We start from the raw sequence: 12,635 nt of genomic DNA on the forward strand, positions 1-12,635 counted from the left end.
GGAGTGGATTCCCTTGAAGTGACGATCGAAAATCAGCCGGTACAGCTACCCCTTTTATCCCAAAAAAACATCATACTCCATATTAAACGGGAAGATTTCATCCATCCCTTTGTATCGGGGAATAAGTTCCGAAAGCTAAAATACAACCTGATCGAGGCAAGAAAACAGGGTTTTGAGTCCCTTTTGACTTTTGGGGGCGCCTATTCCAACCATATCGCCGCGACCGCCTATGCAGCCAGGGAAAAAGGGTTCAAGAGTATCGGGGTTATTAGGGGGGAGGAACTTGCGGACCAATGGTCGCAAAATCCCACCTTGCGTTTTGCCAAGGCGCAGGGCATGCAGTTGCATTTTGTATCGAGGGAAACCTATCGAACAAAAACGGATGCCCGGTTCCTGGACGGACTTCAAACGCAGTACGGTCCGGCCTTCATTCTTCCCGAAGGGGGTGCCAACGCCCTTGCCGTTAAGGGTTGCGAGGAAATCCTAAAGGATGTCGATGCCCGGTTTCACGTACTTTGTAGTTGCGTGGGTACGGGTGGCACGCTGGCAGGCATCATCAATTCCTCGGCCCCGACACAGTCGGTTTTGGGCTTTCCGGCATTAAAGGGCGATTTTTTAAAGGAAGATATTCGTAAATTTGCCCAAAAGGGGAATTGGGAGTTACAAACCGACTATCATTTCGGAGGGTATGCGAAAGTAGACGAAAGGCTCATTCGATTCATCAATGATTTCAGGAGAAAAACAGGAATTCCCTTAGATCCCATCTATACCGGAAAGATGGTTTTTGGGATTCTGGATTTAATCAAAAAGGATTTTTTTCCTCCCAACACCAGCATCTTGGCCATCCATACCGGAGGCTTGCAAGGGATAGCGGGAATGAACCAACGATTGAAAAGAAAACATTTGCCACTATTGGAACTATGATCAAAAAAGGGATAGTATTCATTGTATTGGGAGTATTGTTGATCGGCTGTAAGGCAAAAAAAAGAACCACCTATGCAAGGACGGCACCGAAGAAACAGGTCGTTTCAAAGCCTGTAAAGAAACAGCCGTATGAAGACAACGGCTACTATACACTTCCCGAGGATACGGGCCAATTTGTACAATTTCCCATCAATTCCGTCGCGGAATACATCGATACCTTTTCCGAAATCGCCCAAATGGAAATGAAGGCCTATGGTATCCCGGCCAGTATCACCCTGGCGCAGGGCCTATTGGAAAGCGGTTTTGGTCGGGGGGAACTCGCGCTGAAGAGCAACAATCATTTTGGGATCAAATGCCATCGGGGTTGGGAGGGCGACCGTACCTATCACGACGATGACGAGGCGGGGGAATGCTTCCGAAAGTACAATCACCCCATGTACTCCTTTCGAGATCACAGTATCTTTCTGTCCGGGCGCTCCCGATATGCAGGCCTCTTCGAACTCGACAGCGATGATTACAAACGATGGGCGAAAGGCCTGAAACAAGCCGGCTATGCCACCGACAAACGCTATCCCCAAAAGTTGATCAGCCTTATTGAGCAGCATCGACTGTATCAATACGACCGAGGGGTCGTACAGCAGGGATACGGTCAGGAGACGACAAGTGTACAACGGAACCCCACTACCTACGTTGTCAAAAAGGGCGATACGCTCTATTCTATTTCAAGAAGGTACAGTGTTTCCGTGGAAGACCTACGGCGCATCAACCAAATACCCGACAATACCATCTCGGTGGGGCAGGAACTGACCGTGCAGCCCTCCCGGGTGAATAAGTGACCAAAAACCCATGTTAATACGGAATCAAACACTTGTGAAGCAATACCTCGTATGCCCAGTCCTGTGTCTAAAGTCTCACTTCTAACGTTTAACATCTAAAGTCTGATTCATACATGATCTACCAACGCAGCAGTGCCCTTTTTGCCGAAGCCAAAAAATACATTCCCGGAGGGGTCAATTCCCCGGTCCGTGCCTTTAAGGCCGTAGGGGGCGACCCCATCTTTGTGAAGGAGGCCAAGGGGGCCTACCTCTATGACGAAGATGGCAACCGCCTGATCGACTATATCGCCTCCTGGGGCCCGATGATATTGGGACATGCCCATGAGCCTGTGGTTCAAGCCGTAATCGAGAAGACCAAGAAAGGGACCTCCTTTGGGATGCCCACCGAGATCGAGACCGAGTTGGCCCAACTCGCGGTATCGATGGTGCCCAATATCGATAAGATCCGTTTTGTGAACAGTGGTACAGAAGCCTGTATGAGTGCGGTGCGCTTGGCGCGGGGGTATACCGGGAAGGACAAGATCATCAAATTTGCAGGTTGTTACCACGGTCATTCCGACTCCTTTTTGATTCAGGCGGGGAGCGGGGCGGTTACCTTTGGGAGTCCCAATAGCCCCGGGGTGACCCAGGGTACTGCCAGGGATACCCTGTTGGCCGACTACAACAATTTGGAAAGCGTTCGAACCTTGGTCGAGGCCAATCGGGGAGCCATCGCGGCCGTGATCATCGAACCCGTCGCGGGGAATATGGGCTGTATCCCGCCCACGGACAAATTTATCCAAGGCTTGCGTACCCTTTGCACGGCCGAAAACATCCTCCTGATTTTTGATGAGGTAATGACCGGATTTCGTTTAGCGCGCGGGGGCGCGCAGGAGGTCTTGGGCATCGATGCCGACATTGTCACTTTTGGCAAGGTCATCGGTGGCGGACTCCCGGTAGGCGCCTTTGCGGCCAATGCGGAAATCATGGCCCACTTGGCACCGGAGGGACCGGTATATCAAGCGGGGACCTTGAGCGGCAACCCTTTGGCGATGGGTGCCGGACTCGCCATGCTGACCGAATTGAACGAACGGCCCGAGATATTTGAAAGTCTGGAGGAAAAGACCATACACCTGCACGAAGGTTTTGACAATGCGCTTAAAAAGAAAGGACTACCTTACCAGATTAACCGTTTTGGCAGCATGCTGTCGGTACATTTTACCGATACGCCGGTAGTCGACTTTGCTACTTCCGCCAAGGGAAATAACGCCACCTTCAAACGCTATTTCCACGGCATGTTGGAGCAAGGGGTGTATTTGCCCCCGAGTGCTTTTGAGAGCTACTTTTTGAACGACGCCCTGTCCTATTCCGATTTGGACGAGACCATTGCGGCCCTAGATCGGCTGGATCTGAGGGTGGTTTGATTTATATACCCATAGGATATTTTGTTAGCTACTGGGCTTGCTCCACTTTTTCATAAATTGGCATCCCATAAATCCGCTGCGCAGAGGAAAATCTTTCAAGTTCTGTACTCAGTATAGATTGACAATCTTCGCTCATGACAGGTAAGTCTTCTCTCGATGTAAACATTTATAGAAGTGTATCAACGCCTGTAAATAGTAAAGAAAAGGGCATCGAGTTCTTTTTCAGTCGTCCCTTTCGTTCCTGATTTCCCGTCGTAGTTTTAGAATATCGGTGAGATGGGTGTAGATGACTAGGGGTACGATAGTGGCCGGGAGCAGTACAAAGGGAAAGAAGGTGATACCCCGATTGGGCTGGTCAAAGGCAAATTGTTGAAAAGGGAGTTCGGCCGATAATATACCGTTGAACAATATAAAACTAACCAACGCCAGTCCCGCGACATTCCACCACAACAGCCCTTTTTTAGACTGGCGGTCCGTACCATAAAAATAGCCGACGACCGGAGCGGTGAGTCCGGCAAGAATGTCAAAATTGCGCCCTTCAAACGTCATCAGTTCCGGGATAGCGCCGTAAAGGTACAGTTGCCAAAGCACGATTTCGACCGGTACCCGTATCGTATGCAAAAAGGTGCTTATCTGGGTATTTCGATGGGTAAAGATCCAATTTCGTTGCTTGGGGAGCATCCCATAGATCAGCAGTAAGGTTACCGGCAACAGCACCAGCGCAAATCGTGGCGGGGTCGTATCGGTTTCTTGATAGAATCCAACATAGGCCAGCATTCCCTGAGCAAACGACCATAGGACAATGAACCCGGCGAACATCCTGCGTTTTCCGTTGGCGAGATAAAACAGCCACACCGTGGCACCGAGTGTCAGTAAAAAAAGGAGGGTTATCCAGAGGGGCAGATGTTCGATCATGGCCGTTTATTTTATTTCGTTCGTTTGTAGGAGGCGTTTGAAGCCTATCAATTGGTGCATGGCAAATACCTCCAACAACAATACTTGGGGCACCAACACCAAAGGTATCAAGGTCAAGGGCAAACGGCCCATTTCCTCCGGCACTTCGCCCAGCATAATGCTTAAGGCGGTAGAGGCCGGAGCCAGGATAAAATCCAGTATACCAAAGCCGACAAAGGCGATGGCTAGGTTCAGATGGCGCTTCATGCGGTCTTTGTACGGGGAGAACGACTTCCCTTGTATTCCTTTTCTAAAATCCGAAATCGACCAGTGTTGGTTCCCAATACCGGCAACGTCCTTAAAAATGTGCAATCGACGAACGGCATGGAAAGCGATAAAACCGGCGATCCAGTCCCCTGGTCCGGCCACCCAGGCGACGACTCCTGGCAAGCGACCGGCAAAAAACCAAAAAAGGAACAGGATCCCGACGATCATACGGGCGGGTCCTTCCACGCTTTGTATGGTCCATCGCAATGACATCCGATCCACGAACTTCCGGAATTTTTGGGAGAGGATCAGCAGAACGATTGCCAGAAGCGATGGGGCGTAAAGTCCGCACAAAACATAGGGGACCGCCTCTTTATAGGATGGGATACCGGTGACGGTAATTACAAAGAAAAGTCCGTAAAAAACCCAGAAGGCCCCAACCGCTAGTGTACGAACGATTCGCCATGGGCTCTCCTTCCAAAAACGCCAACCGGCCATCACAAAATGAAGCAGTTGAAATAGGACCAGCGCCCCCAAAACGGCAAAGGAGAGATACTCCAAGGTCAGTTGGATGGTCTTTTCGTCGGTCATTTTTGGCTCACTTTAGTCATCAATACGTCCAGGGCGGCCATCCCCTCTTTATCCAATAATTCCCGTGTTTCGTCCATCGCCTTGTTCCATTCGGGGATGATTTGTTGGACCAGTTGCAGTCCTTTTTTGGTGATACGGATTGTTGGGAAGTGTTCCTTGGTAATCAACCGTGCGTCGACCAGTCGATTTAGGTTACGGTTCAAGGAGGATTTTTCCAGTGCTGCCATCTCGGAGAGTTGCTTTTGGTTCAGGTCGTCCCGTTTCGTAAGGATGAATAACAAGCTCATCTGACTATCGGTGATTCCAAAAGGGCGCAGGTATTGTCGAAAGATGTTCGCTATCTTTCGGTTGAGCCGCATCACCTTGCCCGAAATGCACTGTTGTGGATGAAATGTGTTCAGATCTATAGTGTTCACAACGCTAAGGTACATTAAAAAGTTGTATATACAACTTCCAAAGGATGTTTTAACCTATTTTAGGTTTTAAGCGGGCTTATCTAAGATGTCGTGCGGTACTTTTTACCGGATTTTGTGAAAGCTGCCCAAAGTATATAAAAAAAGCGTGGCATTTGCCGCGCTTTCTTACAGTAGGTTAAAAAAGATAGGGGATTTATGGTAAGATTTGGTCTGTTTGGGAGTTTGTCGCAGGGGCCTCCATCCGTACCAATTCATTCTGGATGTCCTGTGTGTCCGGGGTCTTTGTTTCCGCTTGGTAATACACGATACTTGCGGTCACTAGGGCTGTAAAATACAGAAGGCTTTTTTCTTTGTACGACATGGCTTTTTTGCTTTTGGTTCCGCTGTGATGAGCGTTTGATTTCTGATACCAAAGTACAACGTTTTTTGAGCGGTGGAGGCAGGTTTGTTGTGAAAGTTCCCTTATTTTGATGTCAAAAGCGTTTTTTGTGTGGTGTCGCATTCGATAGCCTTGAAATTCGTAAAAAGACCTTTGGACGAAGCGGTTGCTTTCTTCGATAAATGACGGTCCCACCAAGGGTACGGATAGCAAAAGGCGGCCCGGAAAAGCACAACACCTATATCATAGAGGCCCTAAGGGTCTTCCCGAAGAAATGTCGAAACAGCACTCCCATAAAGGGGGAATAGCTCCCGACTCCGCCGTAAATGACAAGGTTGTTCATTTTTCCGGGCCGCCCATTCTTTTTTATTCAAATGGTTGCGGTTGTGGTGGAAGGTTTACTTACCTTCTACGGTCACCGTGCTTACCGTGAGGACCTCCTTTTCCTTTGCCGCGATGTTGTTTTGCCTTGTGCAGCTGAAGCTTTTCCCATCGTGCATATTGCTCCTCGGAAAGTATGTCTTTCATCTTCGCCTTTTGGGCGATCATGTGGTCCAACCGTTCGGTTTGCATGGCGTATCGTTCTTCGGGGGTGGGTTTGTCAGCTTCCTCATTTTCTCTTTTTGCCTTTCGTTCTTCCATCCGTACCTTTTTTAATCGGGCGTTTTCCAAATGGATGGTTTGCACCTGTGCCTGTTGCTCCTCGTTGAGGTCCAAGGCCAAGGTCATTTTTTTGGTATGAAGCGTGGCGATTTGCTCCGCACTGAGGTCTTCCATCGCTTGGCGATGCATTCTTTCCTGGGCTATTCCCATCACTCCCGACAGGAGCAGGGTAGCCAATAAAACTTTTTTCATGTGTTTTGATTTTTAATGATTTATAAGACTAGGACAGCTTGGAGGATAGTAGGTTTAATCCCGAATGGGGATTTAAGAATCATTTAACTTCCTTGGAACAAACAAAAAGGCACGACAAGTATGTCGCGCCCGTATGGTGTAAAGGGTAAGAAGTTGGGGAGTTCTACATTTTCTATTTGCTTACCGAAATCGTTTGGACCGGTGTGTTCACCATCTCCCGTGCAACCTCGTTCTTTTCGGAATCTTTGTGGGTTACGTTATAATAAGCCGCACTGGCAGTTAAAAAGCACAGTAGATAAATAAGACTTTTTACTTTATCGGACATGGTTTCGGGGTTTTGATTACTGGAACTAAATTATAAAAAGCAAGCACTTGTAAAAGCGACTTGTTGCCAAATGCGTTTACCATGTGGTCAATGGCGCAAAAGTTGTAGTCAACGGTATTTGTTGGTCGGATATTTTTCCGGTTCATCGAGTTTTCCTTTGTAGTAATGACGGCTGGGACAAGGGCAATCAATACAACATCCCCCTGGATAATGTCCAAATCAATGATGCCGTCGATCCGAGCCCCAGAGCTTTGTTCAGGGTACACCTGTCGCGGACCTTGTTTCTCGATGAAAGCACTAGACGCGTCGACGATGCTCGGCGCGGGCAGGCTTGGCAGGTCAAAAATCTTTCCGACGGTCTTTTTGCCAAATCAAAGACCAGCTTTTTGATCACTCAATCGATTACCTGGCCGGTTCCAAAATCGCGGTAATCCGCTCCGCTGCATCCTGCAAGTGGTATTTGCTCATGCTGTCGGAAGTTCTGCCGATGGCGCTCCGAATAGTTCCGCGTAGGATATTGAGTTCTGCCCGGACCACCGAACGAATGTCAGACTGACTCGTGTTCACAACAGTCGATTTTTGATAGCCGCCGAACTCGGGTTTCTTTTTCTGATTCTCTGCGGTCATTAGGTATTCAAGCCGGTCGATATGTGCTTTCTGTAAATTCCTTCGATAGGTGTCAATGGTTTTTCCGTTACGTAGTTCGGACCAGATACCGTTTCGCAGATCCCGCATCATATCCAGGAGACGGTAGGCCTCACTTTCATTGGCCGTCTCGTTTTCGATGAGGCGCGCCATTTTGCCCAGACTCAACATTCGGTTTAAGGTCCGTACCTGCATGGCCCTTACCTGTTCTACAAAACCGGAGTACTGGGTCTTGCTAAAAATATTTTGATCTAACAACCACACAGGGGTGCTGAACAGTTGCTCCTGCACAAACTGCATGCAATTCGCCTGATGTTCCTTGGGCACAGGGGTATAGACCGCGCCTTCTTGGTCGTAGGTCTTATGATGTTCATAGACTCCACCGATATTGTTGGAGACATGCCCCATATAGCGATTAAACTGGGCAATGACCTGATCGTATAACTTCTCAAGATCATCGTAATTTTTTCCGTCCTCGGCTGTCCATTCCTCCAGCTTGGGCAGAACGCGTTTCAGATTTTCGATTCCGTAGGCACTTGCCTTGATGGCATCATCGCCCAAATCCTCTGTTTGGGAACTGGGGTCGACTATATCGCCTACCTGTTGATGTCCGAAACGGTACAGGGGATCCCCGGCATGTTCCAAGATCCAATTGTCCAGGGTGGCTTTCTCTTCTTCCGCTGTTTTGTCAAATATGGGCTTGTACCCCCATCGGATTGCGTACTTATCGTACACACCGATATTGGGCATAAGGGCCACGCCTTCATCCCCCGGTTGGGCCACGTAATTGAAACGGGCATAGTCCATGATCGAAGGGGCCGTACCGTATTTTTGCGTAAAAGTCGCCGAGCGCAACGAATCTACGGGATAGGCAACGCTACTTCCCATGTTGTGGGGGAGGCCTAGGGTATGTCCCACTTCATGGGCGGACACAAATCGAATGAGCCTTCCCATGACTTCATCCTCAAACTCCACACCTCGGGCTGCGGGATTGATTGCCGCGGTCTGAACGAAATACCAATTACGCAGCAAGGTCATAACATTGTGGTACCAATTAATATCGGATTCCAGGATTTCCCCACTTCGGGGGTCGCTCACGTGTGGACCGTTTGCATTGGGAATCGGAGAGGCCAAGTAGCGGACAACGGAGTAGCGGATATCCTCAGGGGACCATTCCGGGTCTTCTTCCGGAGTCGGTGGGTCTTTGGCCAGAATGGCATTCTTGAATCCTGCTTCCTCAAAGGCCGTTTGCCAGTCCTCGATACCTTGCTTGATGTAGGGGACCCATTTTTTCGGGGTTGCACGGTCTACATAATAGACAATTGGTTTTTTGGGTTCGACCAATTCCCCTCTTTTATATTTTTCGATATCTTCCTCCTTGACCTCCAAACGCCAACGGTCCAAGAACTTGATGGTTTTGCTCTCCTGGGCCTCGAGTCCGTAATCGACCTGCCCCCGGGCGAACCAACCGACCCGTTCATCGAAGTACCGCCGCTTCATCGGCCTCTCCGGTAATAAGATCATCGAATTGTTGATTTCGACCGATATGGATCCGAGGCTACCGTTGCTGGGTGGATTTTTGGCCAAATAGGTCTTTACATGGCGCGCCTCAACGTTCAACGGATAACTTTTGATCGATTCGATATAACTGCGACTTTCATCCAATCGGGATACTTTGTAGCGCTCGCGATAAAAATTGGGCATCCCCAAGGCTTGGGCATCTTTTTCAAAGAGATCGTTTACCTGAACGACCGTAGCCGGATGCAGGGAGTCCTTCTTGAAAGCCTTGATGTCGAAGGCGTACAATACCGGTTCAAAATTGGAGTTGACGACCGCTTCGTGCACCGGAAGTGAATCTGCCGCCACAATATCATGGGATACCACCCTTAACAATACCTTGGTGGGTTTCTTCTCCCACCGCAACACCTGTGTGTTAATCTTGCCTCCTCCGAAGCCGATACCGCTGGCCGTTTTGGAAATACGGGTGACCATCAGCATCTCCTTGCCAAAAAGGGAATCCGGTATTTCATAAAAGTGGTCTTCCTCCACCTGATGGGCGGTGAACAGCCCTTCGTCCGATTTGGCTTCTTTGGTGATGACCTTATCGTACGGTTTGATCTTGTCTTTTTTGTCGTTTGATTTTCCGTTCGTCTGTTCGGTCTGCTTTTTTTTCTTTTTGAAGATTTGTGCCTCCGTCGGGCTTACGTTTAAGATAAAAAGGGCCAGCAGTAGTTGGGCCCAACTTTTCATTGCCATGCTAACGTTGGTTTTGGATTTTTTCAAAGAACCGAAAAAAATGGGACAGATGTTGTTAACGAAATCATAAGCCGGTTTGATGGGATTCGCTTGGGAAATACGTAATGCGTATTGTGCTATATTTGTATTGGGCAGGTTGTACCCAATGACCGATAAAGAGGCTCGAAACATCCCTTTCCACTGTCTTGGCAAGGAATTTCCCTCAATTGGAAAAGTATGAATGAGATTGAAATTTTTCTGGCTTCCAAAAATGTGCGTCCCACGGCCATGCGCATCTTGGTATTCCGATGGTTGGCCAAAAGAAAAACGGCGGTGACGCTTACCGATATGGAGGTATTCTTTGAGAAATCTGACCGAACCACCCTGTACAGGACCATAAAGACCTTTGAGGAAAACGGTATTGTACATCGAATCAACGACGGTGGCGGTATACCCAAATATGCGATTTGTGCCGAAGGTTGCCGATATGGGGAACATCATGATCTGCACCTGCATTTTCATTGTACACGTTGTGACGAGACCAGTTGCCTTACCGATCATCAAATTCCACAGGTAAACCTGCCCAAGGGCTATTTGGTGGAAGATATGAATCTCGTGGTAAACGGACTCTGTGATTCCTGCAATGTCGATTAATGCACTTCCATTGCATCCAAAGTCGATTTATCTTTGTTGGTATAAATAATCGTTATGTGTAAGGAAGGTCAAGACCATTCCCACCAAAAGGGAATCTTTGGACAACAGACCGAGCTCTATTTTGCCATTCTAAGTGGTCTTTTTCTATTGGTTGGGTTTTTACTGGAAACGTTTTCCGATGTGCTTGACACTGTTCCTTGGTACCTCTATTTGGTGTCTTATTTTTTTGGAGGCTTTTATACGTTGAAGGAAGCCATCCAGGAAATTTCCAAGGGGCGGTTCGAAATCGATTTTCTGATGCTGGTAGCTGCCATCGGTGCCGGGTTTTTGGATAAATGGGCAGAGGGAGCCCTTCTTTTGTTTTTGTTTAGTCTAGGGCATGCGTTGGAACACTATGCGATGGGCAAAGCACGAAAATCAATCGCCGCTTTGACCGATTTGGCGCCAAAAACGGCTTTTTTAAAGAAGGAGGATGGTACCTCGGAAGTACCTATCGAGGCCTTGAGGATAGGGGATACGATTGTTGTGCCCCCCAACAGCAAGATTTCGGCGGATGGTTACATCATAGCAGGTAACAGCAGCGTGGATCAATCGCCCATTACCGGGGAAAGCATACCTGTAGATAAGACCCCCGTGACCCAAAACGATATCCAAATGGGCAAAGACAGGCAAATTGCTGCGGAACACCGCGTGTTTTCGGGTACTATTAATGGCAACAATTTGTTGGAAGTAAAAGTGACCAAAGTAGCGGCCGATTCCACCTTGAGTCGTTTGGTGACTATGGTACAGGAAGCGCAAAAACAGAAATCACCTACCCAATTGTTGACCGATAGTTTCCAGAAATACTACGTTCCCTTGGTCATTTTGTTGGTAGCGCTACTCAACTTGGTTTTTTTGTTCGTTGACGAGACCTGGGGCGATAGTTTTTATCGTTCGATGGCGGTGTTGGTGGCTGCGAGTCCCTGTGCGTTGGCCATCTCGACCCCCTCTGCGGTATTGAGTGGGATCGCAAGGGCGGCCCGTGGGGGCGTACTGATAAAGGGAGGACGGCCTTTGGAAGATTTGGGAGTGTTGAGGGCCATGGCTTTTGATAAGACAGGTACCTTGACCGAAGGAAAACCAAAATTGATCGATATACTCCCGCTAGGGAATACCAGCAAGGAGCACCTACTACAGACGGTTATTGCCGTGGAGGCATTGAGTGAGCATCCCTTGGCGAAAGCGGTAGTACGGGACGGGAAGCAACAACTAAACAACAAACAGCCGCCCCAGGCGCAAAATTTGGAGGCGGTTCAAGGAATGGGAGTAAAGGCCGATTTGGAGGGAAGTACCGTATTCATCGGAAACCTCAAGATCCATGAGGGTGGAGGAGCGGTCATCCCTACTAAGATCAAAGAACAAGTGGCCCGACTGGAACAGGAGGGGAAGACCACCATGTTGGTACGGCGGGGAACGGAATTTATTGGAATTTTAGGATTGATGGACGTTCCACGGACAAAAGCGAAACGTACCTTGGAGCGATTGGGAAAATTGGGGATCAGAAAAATGATCATGCTTACCGGGGATAATCAAAAGGTAGCCGATGCAGTTGCCCGGCAAATCGGGATTACGGAAGCACGTGGAAGCCTTTTACCCGAGGAAAAGGTTGCGGCGGTCAAGGAACTGATGAAGCAGGAAAATAAACTGGCCATGGTCGGCGATGGGGTCAATGACGCCCCTGCCATGGCCCATAGCACCGTGGGCATTGCCATGGGGGCCGCTGGAAGTGATGTAGCCCTGGAAACGGCCGATATTGCCTTAATGGCCGACATGTTGGAGACCCTGCCTTTCGCCATAGGGCTGAGCCGAAAGGCAAAAGCGATCGTCGTTCAAAACCTCTGGATTAGTTTGGGCATGGTCGCTTTGTTGATACCGGCGACTCTTTTCAATTGGGCGAATATTGGGGTAGCGGTTGTATTTCATGAGGGCTCTACCCTAGTGGTAGTGCTCAACGCTTTGCGATTGTTGGGGTATAAATACCAGGACTAAAAAAAGTATTTTATAGAAATATTGTTGGGTATTGTAACATTTTTGGTTTTTACCAGTCTATTAAGTATAAATTTTCTCATTTTTGAATTAGTCAAGAATAAAGCTGTCCTCATTGAGGATGGCTTTATTTTTTTTGCGATGCCCCATTTCCAAAACTCCTTTTACAATAGAGGCACCGACCAA

General features: G+C 48.5%; 12 protein-coding genes. 5 read left to right on the forward strand and 7 right to left on the reverse strand.

All coding sequences use genetic code 11. The features are described 5' to 3' along the window. The first annotated feature begins 3 nt into the window (after positions 1-3). The 3 genes from FK220_RS18880 (at position 4) to hemL (ending at position 3,163) form a co-directional block, all read left to right on the forward strand. Complete coding sequence (locus FK220_RS18880; RefSeq protein WP_394352437.1) at positions 4-924, forward strand: 1-aminocyclopropane-1-carboxylate deaminase/D-cysteine desulfhydrase; 921 nt, start codon at positions 4-6, stop codon at positions 922-924. Then, positions 921-1,760, forward strand: coding sequence for a glucosaminidase domain-containing protein (locus FK220_RS18885; RefSeq protein WP_152575926.1), 840 nt, complete (start codon positions 921-923; stop codon positions 1,758-1,760). The genes FK220_RS18880 and FK220_RS18885 overlap by 4 nt, the downstream gene beginning before the upstream one ends. Positions 1,761-1,873: 113 nt before the next feature. Then, positions 1,874-3,163, forward strand: coding sequence for a glutamate-1-semialdehyde 2,1-aminomutase (gene hemL, locus FK220_RS18890; RefSeq protein WP_152575927.1), 1,290 nt, complete (start codon positions 1,874-1,876; stop codon positions 3,161-3,163). Positions 3,164-3,385: 222 nt separating this feature from the next. On the opposite strand, the gene FK220_RS18895 is transcribed toward hemL, so the two are convergent. From FK220_RS18895 to FK220_RS18925, 7 genes are all read right to left on the reverse strand, one after another. Further along, entirely contained in the window at positions 3,386-4,078 is a 693-nt protein-coding gene (locus tag FK220_RS18895; protein WP_152575928.1) for a hypothetical protein, read from the reverse strand. A 6-nt stretch (positions 4,079-4,084) separates the two neighbouring features. Further along, positions 4,085-4,915, reverse strand: coding sequence for a hypothetical protein (locus FK220_RS18900; protein ID WP_152575929.1), 831 nt, complete (start codon positions 4,913-4,915; stop codon positions 4,085-4,087). Continuing rightward, positions 4,912-5,346: a MarR family winged helix-turn-helix transcriptional regulator gene (locus FK220_RS18905; RefSeq protein WP_152575930.1), complete on the reverse strand. Its 435-nt coding sequence runs from the start codon at positions 5,344-5,346 to the stop codon at positions 4,912-4,914. The genes FK220_RS18900 and FK220_RS18905 overlap by 4 nt, the downstream gene beginning before the upstream one ends. A 178-nt stretch (positions 5,347-5,524) precedes the next feature. Then, a complete protein-coding gene (locus FK220_RS18910) occupies positions 5,525-5,692 on the reverse strand; it encodes a hypothetical protein (RefSeq protein ID WP_166205004.1) in 168 nt (55 codons plus the stop codon). Positions 5,693-6,112: 420 nt separating this feature from the next. After that, complete coding sequence (locus FK220_RS18915; protein WP_152575931.1) at positions 6,113-6,565, reverse strand: hypothetical protein; 453 nt, start codon at positions 6,563-6,565, stop codon at positions 6,113-6,115. Between the two features lie 172 nt (positions 6,566-6,737). Next, the gene (locus FK220_RS18920) at positions 6,738-6,890 is read right to left on the reverse strand and encodes a hypothetical protein (protein WP_166205006.1); all 153 of its coding nucleotides are present in this window, start codon (positions 6,888-6,890) and stop codon (positions 6,738-6,740) included. A gap of 402 nt (positions 6,891-7,292) precedes the next feature. Beyond that, a complete protein-coding gene (locus FK220_RS18925; RefSeq protein ID WP_152575932.1) occupies positions 7,293-9,791 on the reverse strand; it encodes a zinc-dependent metalloprotease in 2,499 nt (832 codons plus the stop codon). 216 nt (positions 9,792-10,007) lie between these two features. Between FK220_RS18925 and FK220_RS18930 the strand changes: the two genes are divergently transcribed. Both FK220_RS18930 and FK220_RS18935 read left to right on the forward strand, forming a co-directional pair. Continuing rightward, positions 10,008-10,424 carry a Fur family transcriptional regulator gene (locus FK220_RS18930; RefSeq protein ID WP_152575933.1) on the forward strand — a complete coding sequence of 139 codons (417 nt, stop codon included), beginning with the start codon at positions 10,008-10,010 and terminating at the stop codon, positions 10,422-10,424. 54 nt (positions 10,425-10,478) lie between these two features. Then, positions 10,479-12,452 carry a heavy metal translocating P-type ATPase gene (locus FK220_RS18935; protein ID WP_152575934.1) on the forward strand — a complete coding sequence of 658 codons (1,974 nt, stop codon included), beginning with the start codon at positions 10,479-10,481 and terminating at the stop codon, positions 12,450-12,452. Positions 12,453-12,635 lie beyond the last annotated feature (183 nt).

The sequence above is a fragment of the Pelagihabitans pacificus genome (assembly GCF_009371985.2).
GTDB lineage: Bacteria > Bacteroidota > Bacteroidia > Flavobacteriales > Flavobacteriaceae > Pelagihabitans > Pelagihabitans pacificus.

Bases quoted from the DNA above. Each gene is read 5' to 3' on its own strand.
- FK220_RS18885 (WP_152575926.1), top strand. From the start codon at position 921: ATGATCAAAAAAGGGATAGTATTCATTGTATTGGGAGTATTGTTGATC.
- hemL (WP_152575927.1), top strand. From the start codon at position 1,874: ATGATCTACCAACGCAGCAGTGCCCTTTTTGCCGAAGCCAAAAAATAC.
- FK220_RS18895 (WP_152575928.1), bottom strand. From the start codon at position 4,078: ATGATCGAACATCTGCCCCTCTGGATAACCCTCCTTTTTTTACTGACA.
- FK220_RS18900 (WP_152575929.1), bottom strand. From the start codon at position 4,915: ATGACCGACGAAAAGACCATCCAACTGACCTTGGAGTATCTCTCCTTT.
- FK220_RS18905 (WP_152575930.1), bottom strand. From the start codon at position 5,346: ATGTACCTTAGCGTTGTGAACACTATAGATCTGAACACATTTCATCCA.
- FK220_RS18910 (WP_166205004.1), bottom strand. From the start codon at position 5,692: ATGTCGTACAAAGAAAAAAGCCTTCTGTATTTTACAGCCCTAGTGACC.
- FK220_RS18915 (WP_152575931.1), bottom strand. From the start codon at position 6,565: ATGAAAAAAGTTTTATTGGCTACCCTGCTCCTGTCGGGAGTGATGGGA.
- FK220_RS18920 (WP_166205006.1), bottom strand. From the start codon at position 6,890: ATGTCCGATAAAGTAAAAAGTCTTATTTATCTACTGTGCTTTTTAACT.
- FK220_RS18925 (WP_152575932.1), bottom strand. From the start codon at position 9,791: ATGGCAATGAAAAGTTGGGCCCAACTACTGCTGGCCCTTTTTATCTTA.
- FK220_RS18930 (WP_152575933.1), top strand. From the start codon at position 10,008: ATGAATGAGATTGAAATTTTTCTGGCTTCCAAAAATGTGCGTCCCACG.
- FK220_RS18935 (WP_152575934.1), top strand. From the start codon at position 10,479: ATGTGTAAGGAAGGTCAAGACCATTCCCACCAAAAGGGAATCTTTGGA.